General features: G+C 44.2%; 18 protein-coding genes and 1 rRNA gene. 9 read left to right on the top strand and 10 right to left on the bottom strand.

All coding sequences use genetic code 11. The features are described 5' to 3' along the window. Window positions 1-3 precede the first annotated feature (3 nt). Window positions 4-1791 (top strand): acyl-CoA dehydrogenase, encoded by a 1788-nt coding sequence (locus tag FTT63_RS04860; protein ID WP_168400113.1) that lies wholly within the window; start codon window positions 4-6, stop codon window positions 1789-1791. Window positions 1792-1897: 106 nt separating this feature from the next. Here the strand turns inward: FTT63_RS04860 and FTT63_RS04855 are convergent, their stop codons facing one another. From FTT63_RS04855 to FTT63_RS04835, 5 genes are all read right to left on the bottom strand, one after another. Beyond that, window positions 1898-2389, bottom strand: a complete 492-nt coding sequence (locus tag FTT63_RS04855) for a hypothetical protein (protein ID WP_104471392.1) — start codon at window positions 2387-2389, stop codon at window positions 1898-1900. A gap of 2149 nt (window positions 2390-4538) precedes the next feature. Next, window positions 4539-6899 (bottom strand): TonB-dependent receptor, encoded by a 2361-nt coding sequence (locus FTT63_RS04850; RefSeq protein ID WP_180192029.1) that lies wholly within the window; start codon window positions 6897-6899, stop codon window positions 4539-4541. 220 nt (window positions 6900-7119) lie between these two features. Then, window positions 7120-7572, bottom strand: a complete 453-nt coding sequence (locus FTT63_RS04845; protein ID WP_104487297.1) for a DUF2147 domain-containing protein — start codon at window positions 7570-7572, stop codon at window positions 7120-7122. Between the two features lie 419 nt (window positions 7573-7991). Next, a complete protein-coding gene (gene fumC, locus FTT63_RS04840) occupies window positions 7992-9386 on the bottom strand; it encodes a class II fumarate hydratase (protein ID WP_180192028.1) in 1395 nt (464 codons plus the stop codon). A 135-nt stretch (window positions 9387-9521) separates the two neighbouring features. Further along, entirely contained in the window at window positions 9522-10529 is a 1008-nt protein-coding gene (locus tag FTT63_RS04835; protein ID WP_075167041.1) for an SDR family NAD(P)-dependent oxidoreductase, read from the bottom strand. 71 nt (window positions 10530-10600) lie between these two features. Between FTT63_RS04835 and tusD the strand changes: the two genes are divergently transcribed. The 4 genes from tusD to FTT63_RS04815 are packed head-to-tail and all read left to right on the top strand — an operon-like array spanning window position 10601 to window position 11995. Next, complete coding sequence (tusD, locus tag FTT63_RS04830) at window positions 10601-10969, top strand: sulfurtransferase complex subunit TusD (RefSeq protein WP_005178259.1); 369 nt, start codon at window positions 10601-10603, stop codon at window positions 10967-10969. A 43-nt stretch (window positions 10970-11012) separates the two neighbouring features. Then, on the top strand, window positions 11013-11363 hold the full coding sequence (locus tag FTT63_RS04825; protein ID WP_005178260.1) for a hypothetical protein: 351 nt from the start codon (window positions 11013-11015) through the stop codon (window positions 11361-11363). A 17-nt stretch (window positions 11364-11380) separates the two neighbouring features. Then, window positions 11381-11665 (top strand): DsrH/TusB family sulfur metabolism protein, encoded by a 285-nt coding sequence (locus FTT63_RS04820; RefSeq protein WP_180192027.1) that lies wholly within the window; start codon window positions 11381-11383, stop codon window positions 11663-11665. A gap of 18 nt (window positions 11666-11683) precedes the next feature. Beyond that, window positions 11684-11995: a TusE/DsrC/DsvC family sulfur relay protein gene (locus FTT63_RS04815; protein ID WP_180192026.1), complete on the top strand. Its 312-nt coding sequence runs from the start codon at window positions 11684-11686 to the stop codon at window positions 11993-11995. Window positions 11996-12074: 79 nt separating this feature from the next. On the opposite strand, the gene FTT63_RS04810 is transcribed toward FTT63_RS04815, so the two are convergent. Then, window positions 12075-12974 (bottom strand): LysR family transcriptional regulator, encoded by a 900-nt coding sequence (locus FTT63_RS04810; protein WP_180192025.1) that lies wholly within the window; start codon window positions 12972-12974, stop codon window positions 12075-12077. 101 nt (window positions 12975-13075) lie between these two features. Here FTT63_RS04810 and FTT63_RS04805 point away from each other — a divergent pair, with 101 nt between their 5' ends. Both FTT63_RS04805 and FTT63_RS04800 read left to right on the top strand, forming a co-directional pair. After that, a complete protein-coding gene (locus FTT63_RS04805) occupies window positions 13076-13489 on the top strand; it encodes a CidA/LrgA family protein (RefSeq protein ID WP_005178267.1) in 414 nt (137 codons plus the stop codon). 1 nt (window position 13490) lies between these two features. Then, window positions 13491-14183 (top strand): LrgB family protein, encoded by a 693-nt coding sequence (locus FTT63_RS04800; RefSeq protein ID WP_160255566.1) that lies wholly within the window; start codon window positions 13491-13493, stop codon window positions 14181-14183. 33 nt (window positions 14184-14216) lie between these two features. On the opposite strand, the gene ybaK is transcribed toward FTT63_RS04800, so the two are convergent. After that, complete coding sequence (ybaK, locus tag FTT63_RS04795) at window positions 14217-14687, bottom strand: Cys-tRNA(Pro) deacylase (protein WP_180192024.1); 471 nt, start codon at window positions 14685-14687, stop codon at window positions 14217-14219. Between the two features lie 75 nt (window positions 14688-14762). Next, complete coding sequence (locus tag FTT63_RS04790) at window positions 14763-16388, bottom strand: Na/Pi cotransporter family protein (protein ID WP_180192023.1); 1626 nt, start codon at window positions 16386-16388, stop codon at window positions 14763-14765. 313 nt (window positions 16389-16701) lie between these two features. Between FTT63_RS04790 and FTT63_RS04785 the strand changes: the two genes are divergently transcribed. Together FTT63_RS04785 and FTT63_RS04780 are read left to right on the top strand one after the other, a co-directional pair. Beyond that, window positions 16702-17244, top strand: coding sequence for a lytic transglycosylase domain-containing protein (locus FTT63_RS04785; protein WP_005178276.1), 543 nt, complete (start codon window positions 16702-16704; stop codon window positions 17242-17244). A 153-nt stretch (window positions 17245-17397) separates the two neighbouring features. Further along, the gene (locus FTT63_RS04780; RefSeq protein ID WP_075166982.1) at window positions 17398-17946 is read left to right on the top strand and encodes a type 1 glutamine amidotransferase domain-containing protein; all 549 of its coding nucleotides are present in this window, start codon (window positions 17398-17400) and stop codon (window positions 17944-17946) included. 61 nt (window positions 17947-18007) lie between these two features. On the opposite strand, the gene FTT63_RS04775 is transcribed toward FTT63_RS04780, so the two are convergent. After that, entirely contained in the window at window positions 18008-18331 is a 324-nt protein-coding gene (locus tag FTT63_RS04775; protein WP_180192022.1) for an ankyrin repeat domain-containing protein, read from the bottom strand. A gap of 266 nt (window positions 18332-18597) precedes the next feature. Next, window positions 18598-18712 (bottom strand): 5S ribosomal RNA (rrf, locus tag FTT63_RS04770). Between the last annotated feature and the right edge of the window lie 64 nt (window positions 18713-18776).

Below are 18776 nucleotides of genomic sequence, written 5' to 3'. Positions count from 1 at the left end.
CCCATGACCGCACTCATCAATCAAAAAGATCTGGATTTTTTACTCTATCAGGTATTTTCAGCCGAACAGCTGACCCAGCTGGAACGTTATCAGGAACATGACAAAGCCACCTTCGACAGCATTTTAGATACGGCGCGCGGCATTGCAGCAGACTATTTTGCCCCACACAATGCCAAAGGTGATGCGCAAGAACCGCATTTTGATGGTACACAGGTACATACCATTGCCGAAGTGAAACAGGCCTGGCAACAGTTTGCCCAGGCCGGTCTGTTATGTGCCCAGCATGATTATGATCAGGGTGGTATGCAGCTTCCGACGCTGATTAATATGGCTGCCAATGCCTATTTTATGTCGGCCAATCCTGCCACCGTGGCCTATTCGTTTTTAACCGCGGCCGCAGCCAATCTGATTCAGGCCTTCGGTACCGAGCAGCAGAAACAGACCTTTGTCCCGTCGATGTTCAATGGCCGCTTTTCCGGCACCATGGCCATGACCGAGCCGAATGTCGGTTCCTCTCTGGGTGATCTGACCACCAAAGCCATTCCACAAGCTGATGGCAGCTACAAAATTAAAGGCCAGAAAATGTTTATTTCTGGGGGTGATCAGGACATTACTGAAAATATTGTGCATCTGGTGCTGGCGCGGATTCAGGATGCGCCACAAGGTGTCAAAGGCATTTCCCTGTTTATTGTGCCGAAATTCCTGACCAATGAAGATGGCACGCTGGGTGAACGCAATGATGTCAAACTGGCTGGCCTGTTACATAAAATGGGCTATCGCGGGACAACATCGACTGTGCTGAATTTTGGTGAAAATAACCAATGCTTAGGCTATTTGATTGGTGAAGCTGGTCAGGGCCTGAAATATATGTTCAAAATGATGAACGAGGCGCGTGTCGGTGTTGGGCTGGGCGCCGCGATGATCGGTTATCGCGGTTATTTGGAATCGCTGGAATATGCCAGAAACCGTCCGCAAGGCCGACTGGCCAGTGAAAAAAATAGCGACAGCAAACCGGTCAATATTATTGAACATAGCGATGTGAAACGGATGTTGTTAGCGCAAAAGGCCTATGTAGAAGGAGCTTTGGCATTGTGCCTGTTTGCCGCGCGACTGATTGATGAACATCAGGCGGGTGGCTCGGAAGATAGCGCCATTCTGCTCGACCTGATCACGCCTGTGGTCAAATCCTTCCCGTCTGCCTATGGTCCGAAAGCCAATGATCTAGCAATTCAGGTACTTGGCGGTGCCGGCTATACCCGTGATTATCCGGTAGAACAGTATTATCGGGATAATCGCTTAAATCCGATTCATGAAGGCACTTTTGGTATTCAGTCACTGGATTTACTCGGGCGTAAATTATGGCAGCACAATGGCAAAGGCTTAAATCTGCTGATGCAACGCATCAACACCACGCTGGAACAGATTCAGCATCCGGCCATTCTGGATCTGTCTAGCAAATTCTGCAAACATCTGGCTACGGTACAAAGCACCACACAAAAACTGGGACAGGCGCTTATGCAAGGTCAAACCAATGAGGCTTTGGCCAATTCTGCCCTGTATTTAGATATGATGGCTAAAGTGATTATTTCCTGGTTATGGCTGGATATGGCCAACAAGGCGCAACAGCAGTTTGGCCAGTCTGAGTTGGCAGAAGATCAGCAATTTTTAGCAGGCAAGTTGCAAGCGGCGCGCTATTTTATTCGCTGGGAATTACCGGAAATTGAACATCAGGCCAAATTACTCAGTGAATTTGATGATACTTGCCTGTCGATGCACAGTGACTGGTTTTAAAACCGGATGATGGAAAGCAGGTTTTAAATATCTACCTTCTAAAGAAAATCCCCATGTAGTTTATTACATGGGGATTTTTTATATACTTCTAGAATGCAGATGCCGTTTAGAATTGTGCATTCAAGACATTGGCCGCCACTTTACCCTGCCACAATTCACGTAGGGTCGGTAAATAGAATTTTTCACCCAGCTCGACCAGTTCTGCATCAATTTGCGCATGAACTTCATGCATAAACAGATAGTCCAGCTCTACCGTCGCCAATTGGCTTTGTGATTTTTTATAGTCCTGACGTTTTTGCTGTGCTTGCTTCACCAAACGGTCTGCAAAAGCGCGATCTTTATATTTCGCAATAGCATTTAAACGCAGCTCAATCAGGCCCCAACCACTGAGCAGCAATTTAAACAATTCCAGATCTGCCGTGGTTGATTCCCAGGTCATGTCTTCCAGGTTTTCATTTTCAGGCAGCACCGGCAGCAGCAACTCCATCACACTTGGGAAAATTTTCTTAAAATTTAAAATAAATTTAACAGGATGCTCACCCGGATAATCGGTAAATTGCACCTTTTTCTGAACATCCGTTAAATAGATATCAAGCATTGAAAATTTTCCTAGATAGATTGCTGTTTTACAAAGCTTTATTTCTTAGCTTGTAAAACTGTAATAAAAAACGAATCGCATTTTAGCAATTATGACATCTTATTCAATGTTATTTAAGCCATGCGTCTACATGAGGACGGCTTTAGCTCTAAAATTCTTCAATCTGAAAAGATGGCTTTAAACGGTTCGACGGCTTGTAATTCTTTTTAAGAACATTGATTCAAGGTTAATGGATGGTTCTTTTCTTTATTGGGTTCTTGAGTTTGAATCTTATATTAATCAACATCTAGTTAGTAGTTAGTAGTTCAATAAGCACGAACGCTCCAAATTAAAATGACACGCTGTTTTGCCTTCAATGCACTCTCCTCTATTATGCTGAGATATCTCATACTTAAAGAATAACGATGCTTTTTCTTATTGCGATCCTATTTTTAGTTTTTATTCTCTATTACTACAGACTTGATCAGGCCAGCGCGACGAGCAGCGAGTTTGTGTTCTACCTTTGCCTTTCCTTAATCATCCTCTGCATCGTGAACGCTTGGCGTGTGTTGACTTAAGCATCGAGTAAGCATCAAAAAAACCTTCTCATCTCCCAGCGATCACAACACTACGTATAGCGTGACCCTCTAGTTATACCTATATTTTTTCCTTTCACAAGCGGTTCATAGTACAGGTATATCATCACGGGATTAAAAAAATTAATGTGAGATGTATCGTGAAATACGGAATTTTAATTGTTCTACTGTTAAGCTGTGTAGTCAGCAGTGGCCTGAGTTTCTGGGTTGGATTCAAGGCAAATGATTCATTATTATTGATCATTGGCGGACTGCTCATTTTTGCCTCAATCTTGATTGCCCTTGAAATTAAAAAAGTCAAAAAAGATCCGTTCTAAGCCAAGCCGGCAATTTTTCTATGCTCTATGGATGCGGGTATAGCGCCTATTCACGCTCTTTTAGACAATCCTGACAACGCCGAATTTCTTCATCATCACCCGTGTATTCGACTTCAGTTGCGCCATGAAAGCTAAACAGACAAAGAAGGAACTGGATCATAATATTCTGCTCTTAATAATCTGCCTCCTGTTCTTGAGGACGGAGATGGGAGAAAATCAGAAGCTAGCCCTGATACAAATTTTATATAAATAGAAATTTTAAAAGTTGTCATAATATGACACTAATAAAAATTAATATTCAATTAAATTATCCTATTTCGATAATCTAAATAAAAAATTACCCACTAAACCCAGAAGTCCTGAATAACGACTTTGTGGATGCTTTCATCGAAATCCGTATTGGATAGATTTAAGTTTTTGTTCTTCATATTGATATAACAATAACTTGCTGCAAGTCCTACACCAATCAAAGCTAATAGTTTCATTGCTCACCTCACCTATTGGAAGATCTGGATTTAAACTATCATTCAAATTTGTAGCTTTCACATTCAATTTTGATCATTTTTTGTACATATTATAATTTCCGGAGCAATGTATAAAGCCATAAAAAAGCCCACCAGTGGGTTGAGCTTTTTAGGTCTTGACCAAGAGAAAGAAGCAATAGGGATGAGCGCTGTTAATACTCTTGATCTAAACCATTGCTACACGTTTCATTCTCTTCTTCATCGAGCAGGTAGTCGATTTCAGTCATCTCATGCAGGCCAAATAAAGTGAATAGAAGATGGAGCATAATTTTTCTCCTCAAAAAAATGCCTCCCTAGAGGAGGAGGCAGTAAAAAAAGAAACTACAGCGATAGATTCTGCTGAAAATTATATATAAATTTATAATTTATATATTTGCATAATATTACATATTTTATGCCAAAAATTAGCCAACCCAGTCTACTTTGAATGAATTATTAATAGAAAATTATTATAATTTTAAGCTGAATTTCAAAGTTAAGAGGACTTCTTATTCGGTGATCAGCAGAATATCTAGAATCCCTTAATTAACGTAAGTAAATGACTGCCCTTTTTGCCTAGATTCACTATTGGAGCCGGTTTTATACCAGCCATAAAAAGGCTCACCTGTTTCCAGATGAGCCTACCGATGTCGAACAGCGAATGCTCAACCTGAATATCTAATGTCTCCATCTCAATACATCAAGCAGTCCACCTACCAATGTATTCAAGGAAAATATTCAGATCATCCCACCCTTAAAGATGCATGGTCACACCCAGCTGAAAAGCGCGGCCCGGTAACGGCGCAATATATTTCAGGGGCGAATTATGTGGACGTGCCTCTTCATCCAGCAGGTTTGATCCATTCATAAACACATCAAAACTGGCATTTTTTAAAGTCACTTTTTTACGAATATCCAGATCCATCAGGTTATATGCCGGCAGTGGCACTTCCTCTGACACATTTTTTCCTAAATATCGCGGTTGATCATAATAAATACTTGCCAGACGCGCTGACCAATCTGCGCGTGTCCATTCAATGTGGGCACCATAACGATTGGTCGGCATATTCGGCAAATACACACCATCATTACTTAAACGTAAACTTTCCGGATTGGTGGCCTTATTTTTAACCAGATCGGCAAAACCACCGACCTGTACCTCACCAAAATGGTCTAAATCAAAAGTGTAGTTCATATCCACCTCAAAACCATTCACTTTAGTATCGGTTTGCTTCCAGTACTTCAGCGGTAAACGGTTTCTCATGGATGAACCGGAATGCGACAAATAAAAATAATCTTCAAAATCCATTTGATATAAAGCTACAGCGATATTCGCAGCATCCCAGTTCACATGCGTGATTAATTCCAGCCCCTGCATTTTTTCTTTGTTCAATGCCTGATTGCCTTCCTCCTGCGTCATAACCGAATAATGCGGATTGCTGGCATACAGTTCATTAATTTCAGGAGCCCGTTCTGACTTGGAATATTGCAGCCTAAAGTCCAGATAATCAGTCGCTTTAAAATTCGAACCGACATAAAAACTATTTAGAGCAAAAGATTTATTTTTTAGGGTGCTATTGGCCGCATTACGCGCCAGTTTAAAACTCTGATCCTGAATCTCATGCTGAACGTTCTCATGACGATAACCGGCATCCACTGAAAACCGCTCCCAATCCAATTTTTCCTGGATAAATACTGCCTGGGTCGTGGTTTTGACATTAGGGAGATAGCGCTGTGTTCCTGAACCCTTAACATCACGCACATTCAAAGCAGTGCCAATTTCACCGCTCAAATTTTTATAAGGCATCTGCTTTAGTACCAGTTCGGCAGCATGGCTATCAAACTGATATTCATTGGCTTTGCTTGCACCAATATATTCACCCGAGCGATTGGATAATTTTGATGCCTGAATTTGGAGATGATCAAGTACAGGCAGTGGGTCCCTGAGTAACGCATCAACCGCAAAACGGTTCTGTTTAATCTGCACCGTGACCGGCAAGCTATCATCATAAGCGCTCTGGAAAGATTTATTTTCCATTGAGAAACCCGGCACACCATAATCACTGGTTTTATAATCGGCACTAATTCCAATATAGCCATTGTCTAAAAAGTAAGTACTCCCGATTGCCATATTTTCATTTCTGGCATAGCTATTGCCCAGTTTTTTCTGATAATTGGGCGTAACATCCTGATTGGTTCGGCTTTCCACATATTTTGGCGTATTGGGCACATAATCCGGGTTGGGATCATTGACAAATTCCCGGTAGGCACCATTCACATAGCGGGTTAAAACCGCTTGATCAGTATATTTGGCCGACTCCAAGCCATCATAATAATCATAAAAATGCTGAGGATTCTGCGCGATATCTTCTAAAACATGCTTATTTAAATATTGATGATGTGCCTTATTAAAGACCTGTTCAATTCTGGCATCGCGCTGGCAGGCGCTTGCCAAAGCAGAATCAATCCCACCTCGCTCCGAGATAATCGCTGTATCACAGACGGCTGCTTTGCTCTTTCCGGGAATTTTATAAGATGAAATCTGTTGGGTAGAAAACTGGATATTGGTGCTCAGATTTTCCTGATTATTGACATTAATGCGAATACCATGCCCGCTAAAATCGTTAAAGCCCTTTTTATACACCACATCGACATTGGCGCTTTTCTCTTCCAGCATTTTTGAAATGATGCCCGAATCTATATCCACATAACCACCAATCGCCTGTCCGCCATAACGTACAATATTGGTCCCTTTATGTACGGTCACGCTTTTAGTAAATAGTGGATCAAATGGAATATTAATATCACCGCTGATAGCATTCATTCCATTGATCGCCTGACCATTCTCCAGAATCCCGACCCGATGACCGCTCAAACTGCGTATCACTGGTGCCCCCGAATTGGGACCGAATGCGCTACTTTGCACGCCAGACATATGTTTAACAGCATCGCCCAAGGTATTGGCTGTTTCAATGCGTTCTTTAGGCGCAATGTTCAGATTCTTGTCAGTATCATCCCCCTGAAAAATAAGTGGTTCCAGAATTGTAATCGGCTCTTCAGCCTGTGCCTGTTGCATCGCCAATAAAATTAAAGTCATGAGTGTGCTGTATTTCATGCGAGCCCCCTTTTAAAAAGTGTTATGTTATAACATAACTTTATGTCTATTTAAAAAATTATTCTGGTTTTTCTGGCAGATCGAGAAAATGCAGCAACTCAATTGAGAGGAAGAAAAATGGGGGAATTGAAATATTTTGAATTCTTAGATTCTTAAAAAAGAAAAACCATCTAACACGAAGTTAAATGGTTTTTAGAACCCGCTCAACAACCAGAGGTCATTAGAGCTTTTTCCAGGTCATGGCACTGGTTGTATTGCTCTGTTGCGCTTTACCAAATACTTTCATCTGGTCTTTAGCATCATTCAATTGCGCTTCAATGGTATAGGTACGGCCATCCTGGGTATTCAGCCATTGACCTTGCTTAAACTGCTTATGGTTGCCGGTCATGCCTTTCAGCACTTCCATACCAAAAATCGGCTGGTTCTTTAAAGCCCCTTCACATTTGCCACAAACGTCCGGATTCACCGCTCCCGCCGCCGGATAATGCTTGCTCACTACTGCACTATACTGCTGTGTTTTGGAGTTTTTACGAATCACAATTTCCGACACATAATACCCGGTTCGATCATCAATCACTTTCCATGTCCCGATTAAAGGATCAAACGGCATTGCCACTACAGTTTTGGTTAAACCCGCCAATAGAGCCGCAGCCCCCAATAATTTAAAATTCATAAGCAAAAAGAGTTTCAAAAGAGTCAATAAAGAAATGAGATACGCTTCCCAGCGGCCTGCATTATATTCATTTTCCTAAACTAAATCATAATAATTTCATAAATTTTAAATATCTATGTGGTATTTAGATCCAATTTTTGCTAGATACTTCACATTTCTTTTCCAGAATTTTAGCAATTCTTTTTATTGTCACATTCAGGGCTTATGATGCAGTCAAGGTCATTAAAAACGAGAAGATGGCCTGTAATAACTAAGTAGCGCAAACTAACCCAGCATATAGCAATCCATATGTTGGGTTTTCTTTTATAGGTACTTTGCACTTTCATGCACAGGTTCTGATGGAAAAATAGTTGTGATGAAGCAAGATTTTTTAGCCCACCGGGATGGCTGCTCATATTCCATCCCGGTAGATGCAACACTTATTTCGCATTCGGTGAAACCATATTTTCTGGTCGTACCACGTCATCAAACTGTTCAACAGTGACCAGATTCAGCTCCACCGCCACCTGTTTTAAGGTTTTCCCTTCTTTATAGGCCGTTTTCGCGACTTTGGCGGCATTTTCATAACCAATTACCGGATTCAGTGCCGTCACCAACATCAACGAGTTATGCAGGAAATGATCAATCTTGTCACGGTTCGGCTCAATTCCGACAGCGCAGTGATCGTTAAAGCTGTTGCAGGCATCTCCCAATAACTGAATCGACTGTAACAGGTTGTAAGCAATCACCGGCATAAATACATTTAGCTCGAAATTCCCTGAAGCCCCAGCCACATTAATTGTCGTATCATTGCCCAGCACTTGCGCCACCACCATGGTCATCGCTTCACTCTGGGTCGGATTGACTTTACCTGGCATAATGCTTGAACCCGGTTCATTTTCCGGAATACGGATTTCACCAAAACCACAGCGCGGCCCACTGGCCAGCCAGCGTATATCATTGGCAATTTTATTTAAGCTCACAGCCAGAGTTTTTAAGGCACCGGAAGCAAATACCGCAGCATCACGTCCAGCCAAAGCTTCAAACTTGTTCGGCGCAGTAACGAAAGCCAAACCGGTCAGGCTGGCCAGTTGCTGTGCGGCTTTTTCAGCATAGTCCGGATGGGCATTTAAACCGGTTCCTACGGCGGTGCCACCCAACGGCAGTTCATATAAACCGTCCAGGGCCTGATGCAAACGTTTCAAACCATGATCGAGCTGCGAGACATAGCCGCTAAATTCCTGCCCTAGGGTTAAAGGCGTTGCGTCCTGTAAATGGGTACGGCCAATTTTCACAATATCGGCAAAGGCATCGCTTTTGGCCTGCAAGGTATCTCTTAAACGGGTCACTGCCGGAATTAAGAGTTCATTGATCTGTAAACTGGCAGCCACATGAATCGCGGTCGGGAAAGAATCGTTGGTTGATTGGGCACGGTTCACATGGTCATTCGGATGGACTGGCTTTTGTGCACCCAGCGGATTGCCGAGTTTCTGGTTAGCAATATTGGCAATCACTTCATTACAGTTCATATTGCTTTGCGTGCCCGAACCAGTCTGCCATACCACCAGCGGAAACTGGCTATCCCATTTGCCTTCAATCACTTCTTCAGCTGCATCAACAATATAGTGCGACAGCTCTTGAGGAATCTGGTTCAGTTCTGCATTGGTCATGGCCGCGGCTTTTTTCACTAAGCCCATGGCGCGAATCATGGGACGAGGTAAACGTTCCTGCCCGATTTTAAAATTCTGTAAGCTGCGCTGAGTCTGTGCACCCCACATGGCCTCACTCGGGACTTCAACTTCTCCCATGGTGTCGTGTTCGATACGTGTTTGCATACTCAACCTCTATCTATTCTTGCTGTTCTCAATGCTGTTATAACGCTGCCCTGAGGCAGCGGCTATGGCGAATATAGTCATCTTAGGTCAGGCGGATAAAATTGTAAATGATAATTATTATCATGATTAAATTTATCATTGCCCGCGCAAGGTGTGCTGATAAAAGCGCCATTCATCTTCCAGCATCTGCTGAATCGAGCGTTTCGGCTGCCAGCCCAGTACCTCTTTGGCTTTACTAATATCGGCCGCAACCTGATCCAGTTCGGCATAGGGATATACATCAGCATCGACCGTTTTAATTTCAGTGCCGGTGACGCTCGAAATTTCATTTAACAGTTGCTGGATCGAAATCGCCTCGCCGGCAATATTAAAGGCTTCACAAACATGCTGTTGCTGGAATAGCCATTGCAGGGTTAAAGATACGGCCTCACAACAATCCAGTACATGCAGGAAACTACGCTCTACAGTCTTGTCTTCAGTTTGGGCCTGCTTGCGCAGCTCGATAAATTCGCGTTGCCGCGCCCCGACCTGCATCGCCAGGGGTACAATATTTTTTGGCAGTGGCGGTACCATCTCACCCAGCACCCCATGTTCAAAGGCACCAGCAATATTGCCCAAGCGCAATAAGGCAATTTTCCATTCATTGTCAGTTTTAAAGGTATCCTGAATAATTTCCTCAGCCATCTGCTGAGATTTGATATACGGATTCGGATAGGCATACTGAAATGGCAGATCTTCTTTCAGTTGCAGGCTGGATTGACCATACACGGTTAAGCTGGATAAATGCGCCAGCACACGTACCCCGGTACGCTGCATGGCACGCAGCAAACTCATGATACAGCTGACATTATCATTATAATATTCAAGCGGTTTCAGGACCGATTCTTCCAGCGATTTAAAGCTGGCCGTATGCACCACTGCATCGACCGAATACTGTTCAAAGACTTTATTTAAGGCCGGGGTGTTACGAATATCAATTTTGGCAAAAGGCACATACATGCCCGAAATATATTCAAGTCGTTCTAAGGTTTGTAAATTGGCATTGGATAAATTATCGACAATAATGACTTCTTGCCCTTGAGCCATCAGACTTAATGCAATATGCGAGCCTATAAAGCCTAAACCACCAGTCACTAAAATCATTGTATACTACCTTTTTCTTATGAAGTCTGAATGCCCCCTGTGTTGCGGGAACATTTCATTAGTGAATTTTGATGAGTACCTTATTACTAATTACCTCCGCGCCGACCTCGATTCATGCCTGGCATGCGTTGGGTCTGGCTCAAGCCTTGCAGAGCAAGAATGAAGATTTCCGGGTGTTCTTCTATCAGGACGCTGTTATGGTCGCTAACGATTTACAATGGCTACCCGATGATCAGCGACAGTTAAAATCGGAATGGCAAAAACTGTCGATTCGTTTGCCGGTTTGTGTCAGTGCGGCACTGTTACGCGGGATTACCGATCAGGACAATGCCAAACGTCATCAACTTCATCAACACAATTTAGCCGCGGGCTTTGAATTGGTTGGTCTGGGCGAACTTGCCGATGCAGTGCAATCTGCAGATCGCCTTCTTCAATTCTAAGTGGTTCTATTTGAGAATTTGTTGCATTTAAAAGGTAAATTGTGTGAAAACTGTACTCGTCATTTTAAGCCAGGCCAATTTAAGCAGCCAGCAGGTACATGAAAGCCTGTCTGCGACTATGGTACTGGCCACTTTTGGCTGTGAAGTCAAAGTGTTATTACAGGATGCTGCCCTAAGTCTGCTCAAAAGCGATTTGGCTTTTGACCAGCTCAAACACGCCTTCAAGCTGGCCTCGAATATGGTCGAAAGTTTTGAGTTTTATGATTTAAGCCCGATTCTGGTAGAACACCAGCATCAACATTCAGCTTATGTCAGCCAGTCGCAGCAGGAAATCGAGTTTATTGAACTGAATGCGGACTTTATCCAGCGTTTTGACCACGTGCTGTACTGGTAAGCCGGAAGGAATCTGTTATGTCACAAAATACTTTATATCTGCTGCAATCCGGCTTCCATACTACCCCGGCCATGCTGGACAAAGTTTCACGTCTGTATAGTGAAGGCGATGCAGTGGTGCTGATGGGTGATGCAGTATTGGCCATTGATCACCCATTTTGTCAGCAATTCGGCACCCTGTTTGCACTGGAGCATGATCTAGAGCTGCTGGTCCAGCCATTGCCTGCCCATCTGCACAGTTTAAACTATGCTACCTTTGCCGAGCTGTGTCTGGCTTATAGCCGTTGTATCTCTTTAAAATAAACAAGCTTTGAGTGTGTTATGAATCTTGAACTGGACCAAGATGGTCATTTGGTCGATTACACCATCTGGAATGAAACTGTAGCGCAAGAGCTGGCCAAAAGCCTGGAGCTGGAACTGGAAGATTGGCATTTTGAAATTTTGCAGGCTGTGCGCCATTTTTATCAGCAGTTTGGTCATTCTCCGGCGACTCGCCCGTTAATCAAGTTTCTGATGAAAACGGTCAGCCCTGAGATTAATAATGCCCTCTTGCAAGAGCGTTTTAACACCGGACTGGTGGCGCGGCATTTAAGCCGTCTGGCCGGTATTCCCAAACCGGCGAATTGCCTGTAATTGGAGGAAGATTCATCTGTTCAGAGGTTTAGCGCTGTAGATGAATCTGATTTCACACGATAATCCTTTAATTCTTACTTTAGAAATGAATCTCATCAGGATGCGTTTCAATAATTCTTAACCAGGCCCGGGTGGCTGGACTCATGGCGACTGTCGTATTCCAGGCCATTCGCAAGGTCCAGTTCAGCTCAGGCTGGCACAAACGGCTGATCTGATAACGCTCGGCAGGCAACTGCTCACAATAAACCTGAGGCAACAGCGCAATCCCCATGCCGGAATCCACCATTTTGGCAATAAAATCCCACTGGCTGCTTTTACAGACAATCTTCGGTTCAAAACCCAGCTGTTGTGCGGCCTGTAGAATCATCTGGTTTAAAGTAAAGCTGTCGGCAAACAGTAAAAAAGACTCATCTTTCAGTTCCAGCAACGATACCGTTTCACGTCCCTGCCATGCAGAATTCCGGGCAGATAACAAACACAGTGGCGAATCCATAATTGGAATTCCGCCCAATACCGGTTTTAAATGGCCGAGTACAATCCCGACATCAATCTGTTTATCCAGAATAGCGGCTTCAATCCCGCTGGCACCTACCTCTAAAAAGCTCAGTTCAATAGCCGGATACTGCTGATGAAACTTGGCAATTAACCGGCTTAATAGCACCGAACCCAAGGGCGGCAAACCGAGCGTCAATTTACCACGTTCTAGCGCATGAACTTCCGCCACCGAATCATAAATCGCCTGCTCCAGTTGCAGCATTTGTAGCGCATGCTGATAAATCTGCTCGCCCAGGTAAGTCAATTGCACTTCACGTTTACGCCCAGCTTCACCTTTATGAAACAGCGCAGTGCCCAACTCATCTTCCAGCCCCCGAATGGCCTTGCTAATTGTAGGCTGGGTCAGACACAAAGCATCTGCTGTGCGGGTAAAACTTTGCAATTGCACCAGTTTGACCAGTATTTTCAGACTTTTTAAATCCACCATCATTCCCAATAGGCATAATTATTTTTTTATTATTCATAATCATCCAGACAGGTCAAATCTAAAATACAGTCGTGTTTAACCTTTAGGGTAATTCAGCGATGTGGTCACTTTCCCGTGTTGCCGTCCTCAGCATACAAATTGCGCTGCTAATCCTGATCTGGTGGCTCGGTGCGCTGATCCAACAGATATTCCAGCTGCCGGTTTCAGCGGGTGTGATTGGCCTGATCCTGTTACTGCTGGCGCTGTTAAGTGGCATATTTCAACTGCAATGGATCAAGCAAGGTGCCGATTTTATGCTGGCCGAGCTGATGCTGCTGTTTATTCCCTGTGTGGTCGGCATTATCAATGATCTCGACTTACTGCTGAGCCAAGGCTGGCAACTGCTACTCTCGATTACGCTCGGCACCTGTGCGGTAATGGTCGCCACAGCCTATAGCGTGTGCTGGGGTTTTAAACTGGAACAGCGGCTCAGGAAAAATACCAACAATACTGCATATGTGTCAGGAGATTAAGATGAACCTGATCGCAAGCCTGTGCTTTATCTTCACCCTGCTGGGCTATATCGTGGCCAAACAGCTGTATCGTCGTTATCCGGTGCTGCTGTTTTTGCCCTCCATTTTGGTTCCGGCTGGATTAATCTGCATGCTGCTCTATTTCGGGATTTCCTATGACAGCTATATGCAGTACAGCCACTGGATTGTCTGGATGCTCGGGCCAGCCACGGTGGCTTTTGCCATTCCGATTTATGAATATCGCGCGCTGATTCAACGCCATCTGCTGGCCATCAGCATGGGTATTGTGATCGGTATGTGTGTCGGCATTATCAGTGCTTTTTATCTGGCGCAGCTGTTTCAGCTGAATCAGGAAACCACATATAGCCTGATGGCGCGCTCTATCTCTACACCCTTTGCGATGGAGTTAAGTACACAGGTGGGCGGCTCGGTTGAACTGGTAATCCTGTTCACCATGATGACCGGCTTTGCCGGCGGTTTTATGGCAGATGCCGTCTTACTCGCACTCAAACTGAATTCACATTTTGCTCAAGGTGCAGCCTTAGGTAATGCCGCGCATGGTTTTGGTACTTCTAAAGCCTTTATGCGCCATCGTGAAGAAGGTGTGGCCGCCTGCTTAAGTATGGTACTGGCTGGCATATTTATGGTGATTTTTGGACCTGCCCTGATTCATGGCGTGGTCCGGTTTTTATAACTGAATCCGCTGCTAAAATAAAATCAGTGCAGATTAAGACTCATCCACCACATCGGCAAACTGGGCATTTAACACCCCGGCCAGATCATCCGGCTTTAAACCAATGTCCAGTCCACGTTTGCCACCGCTGACATAGATTTTTGCCAGACTTTGCGCGCTCTGGTCAATCACAGTTTTTAAACGTTTCTTCTGCCCAATCGGGCTAATTCCGCCAACCAGATAACCGGTTAAACGTTCAGCATCTTTAGGCTCTGCCATATGCAGTTTTTTACAGCCCACCGCGGTAGCAACTTTCTTTAAATTTAACTGCACATGCACCGGTAAAATCGCCACATAATACTGTTTATCATCAGTTACCAATAAGGTTTTAAATACTTCGGCCAGGGCTAAACCCAGCTTTTCCGCTGCTTCCAGCCCAAAACTTTTGGCGTTCGGATCATGCTCATATTCATGAATACTATAGTCAATTTTATTGGATTTTAAAATTTTACAGGCCGGTGTCATTTTAGTTGCCCAGTGATAAACATCCTCGCAGTATAAAAGCTTCTGCTGCAGAAGTTAATCACTGTATAGCTTAGGCTATTGAGTGGCAGTATAATATTTCCGCTTTTCCACATCATCCAGCATACTCTCGGTTTCCTGCAAGACATTGGCCAAACGCTGGGTATGCGCAATCAAACGGTCCAGCCAGCGCTGTGCGGCCAGTAATTCCAGACTGCGCGCGGCACTCAGATGTTGCACCGTGGCATATTCAATCACTTTTTCACGCGCTTCGGCACGCTGCTCTTCCACCCATTGTTTCAGGTTTAACAGCTCACGATTTAAAGATGCCACTTCGGTCAGGCGGTTAAACTCATCGACATACTGAAAGTGATTGTCCAGCACATGAATATAATCCAGCCCCATCTGATAAATAGTCGGCTGGGTGCGGATATGCTCGGCATGTTCCACCGCTTCCAGATCGCTGCGCAGCACACGTAAATACACCATCAGGCGCAGCATCGCCATTAAACGCTGCTGATCCAGCTCATTTTCACTAACCGATAAATCTTCCAGATACTGCTGCACCCGTTTTAAGATTTCATCCAGCTGCTGTAATTCGCTATTGGAAGGCAAACGACCTTCCTGAATCGCACGTTTCAGTAAAATCAGGATATGCCCAATCGACCAATAAATCACTTTAGAAGCAGCATTAATCGCTAAAGCCGGCACCGAAAAACTGGCCTGATCCAGATAACATAAAATTGAAGGGGTACGATCTGGAATTAAACCTACAATCAACTGTTCAAACTGTTTTAAAAAGGGCAATAAAAATAAGGTTCCCAGCACACTAAAAGCGGTATGAAACGCAGCGACAATAATCACATCATCCCAAGTGCCGACCTGTGAATGTTCCGCCAGCCACAAAAAAGCCGGTTTCAACAAGATAAAAGCCAACACGGCCGAAATTACGTTAAACACCACATGCACGGCTGCGGTGCGTTTGGCATTGGCAGTCGAGCCCATGGCCGCCAGAATCGCGGTCGCCACCGTACCAATATTTTGTCCAATCACCAGGCCTAAGGCTTGGGACAAATCAATCGCACCACTGGCTAAAGCGGCCAAGGTCGCAGTAATGGCTGCACTGGAAGATTGCAGCAGCACGGTCATCACCAGCCCGACCAGTACCAGAATCAGCTGTGTGGTAAAAGAATTATTGGAGAAAACCGATAAATCGACCCGCTCGGCAAAACCGGACATTGCCACCTGCAGCAAGTCAATTCCAAAGAAAATCAGGCCAAAACCGGCAATAGTTAAACCGAATAAAGACAGTCGCCCACGGCTGAATAATTTAAAGATCGCCCCCAACCCAATGAGTGGCAAGGCAATATGGGCAATGGAAAATTTAACCCCCAAAAAAGCCACCATCCAACCGGTGCTGGTGGTGCCAACATTGGCGCCAATAATCACACCAATGGCCTGACTAAAAGTCAGAATACCAGCACTCACAAAGCCAATGGTGGCCAATGTGGTTGCCGTTGAGGATTGCACAGCCAAAGTCAGGCCGATGCCAGAAAAAATGGCTTTAATCGGTGAACCGGTAAATTTAGACAGCCATAAACGCAATGACTCCCCAGCCATCTCTTTCAGACTGTCTGTCATTAAGGTCATTCCAATCAGGAACAAACCGATCCCGCCACACAACTGTGCAATCACTTCTAACATGCAACTACCCAATAAATATTTTTATTTTCAACCATCTAAGTATATAAGAGATTATGCAATGAAAGCCGCTTTATACCCTAAAAGTTGCATAGTGACATCAACATGAACAGCACAATAAATAGAAACATGATCTTCCAATGCACTCTAAAGATATTTCAAACACGTAGTATTGGAGCGAAAACTTAACAAAACAGCGGCGGTTCCAGGCCGCCGTTGGCTTGACGGATATCGCCCAGCTCACTAACATCCTTAAAACATATTCGCGAGCACTGGCTAATCTGGTGCAGCATCACTGCTTTTTTCTGATTTTAAAATGAAACTGACCATCCCATTATTATTGAAAACCTCTTTTATTGGCCTCAGTGCCCTTAGCCTGATTGCCTGCTCACCTTTAGGAGGCGGCTCCGTTGCCAAACGTTCCGCTAAACTTTCAGTCGGGATCCAAAAAGCCTATTCGGTTGCACCTGACACCGCTAACCGTGTTGCGCCGATGATTGTGCAACATGCAGAACGTTATGAAATTGATCCACTGTTACTGGCCGCGCTGATTCGCCAGGAATCCAGCTATCGCAGTCATGTGGTATCACCGGCTGGTGCGGTGGGCTTAACCCAAGTCATTCCGCGTTATTGGCAGCAAAGCTGTGGCAGTAATTTGTTTGATGAATCTTCCAATATTCAATGTGGTTCTTACATTTTAAATCGCTATAACACGAAAGCCGGCAGCTGGCCTAAAGCCCTAGCTTATTATAATGTTGGTCCTACCGGTTATCATTCCAGCTGGAAGATGAAACGCCAAGGCAAACGTTATGCCAAACAGGTTAAACAGCACCAAAATGATTTAAAAGGCGCGCTATAAACCTTTTTATCCTGCGATTTTTTTTAAAGCTCCTGATGGAGCTTTTTTTTTACATCATTGCCAAGCAATTACATATTCCCGTCAAAACCAGTACAGTGCCTTGAGCCTCAGTTGTTAACGTAGCAAAAGAATTCATGAAACGAGGATGGGAAAATGCCAAAGAAAGTATTATTCATTACGTCCAATCAGGGTGTGGAGCAGGATGAGCTGATCAAACCCTTTGAATATTTGAAATCTAAAGGCATTGAAGCCATACATGCAGCAGAAGAACAAAAAGAAGTTCAAACGGTCAAGGCTGATAAAGATCCTGGTCTAAGTACCGAACCGGAAACAACGCTCGATAAGGTCAATCCGGAAGATTACGATGCACTGGTCATTCCCGGTGGAACGGTCAATGCCGATACGCTGCGGATCAACCCCGAAGCGCATAAAATCATCCAGCACTTTACTGATCAGGGCAAACTAATTGCCGCAATCTGTCATGGTCCGTGGGTTTTAATTAATGCCGAACGGATTCACGATAAAAACCTAACGTCTTATAAAACCATCAAGCTGGATCTGGAAAATGCCGGCGCGAAATGGGTCGATGAAGAAGTCCATCGCTGCAATACCGGTGGATGGGTACTGATTAGCTCACGTAATCCGGACGATATTCCTGCATTTAACCAGGCGATTGTGCAAGAACTGGAAGCCGAAACCTAAAGATTTTTAATCATATCCATAAAAGAAACCTCATCTTCGGATGAGGTTTTTCACAAGTAAATTAAGACAACCCTTTGAGCTGTTTTAAATAGGCCACCACTTCCTCATTACCGGCCATTTCAGCAAGTTCCAGTGCCGTATGTGGACTACGATGTTCCATATCTGCCCCTTTGCTCATCAGCAATTTCACCACATCCAGATGATCATTTTCTGCCGCAGCCTGCAAGGCACTATAGCCTTCCTCATCACTACCATTGGCATCAGCACCTTGCTGTAAGGCTTGCTGTACCTGTTCTAGCTCACCGAGTGACGCCCAATATACAACTTCAGGAAGATGTAGCTCATCGTCATCTTCAGGAATCGGAGAGAATGAATTCAGTTTCATAAAGTGCTCTTAGAATCGTAATTTGATCATATTGATCTTAAGATTTTAGCTGAATCTGGGGATATATATGGATTTAAATTGTTAGCTTTAATTTTTAGATAAAAATTGGGTTCTATGCGCTGGCTGATGAGGCATTTATTTAAATAGAAGCAGGAAGGAACAGCAAAAAATCAAAAGCGACCTTAAACAAGATGAGGAAGCCCAGATAAATTTTACCCATAAAAAAATCCCCCTGCTGTTTAAGCTCGGGGGATTTTGAATTAATGAGCTGGCGATGACTTACTCTCACATGGGTAACCCCACACTACCATCAGCGCGAAGAGGTTTCACTTCTGAGTTCGGGAAGGGATCAGGTGGTTCACTCTTGCTATTGTCGCCAGCACAACTGTTATGGACTTGTTCGGGTCTTAGTTACTTTGCTTAAGCTTGATGCTTTTGCATGTAA

Origin of the sequence: Acinetobacter sp. C15 (genome assembly GCF_013420645.1) — a bacterium.
GTDB classification, from domain to species: domain Bacteria; phylum Pseudomonadota; class Gammaproteobacteria; order Pseudomonadales; family Moraxellaceae; genus Acinetobacter; species Acinetobacter indicus.
Note: the sequence above shows the minus strand (reverse complement) of the source record. Positions and strands in the feature narration are given on the sequence as shown.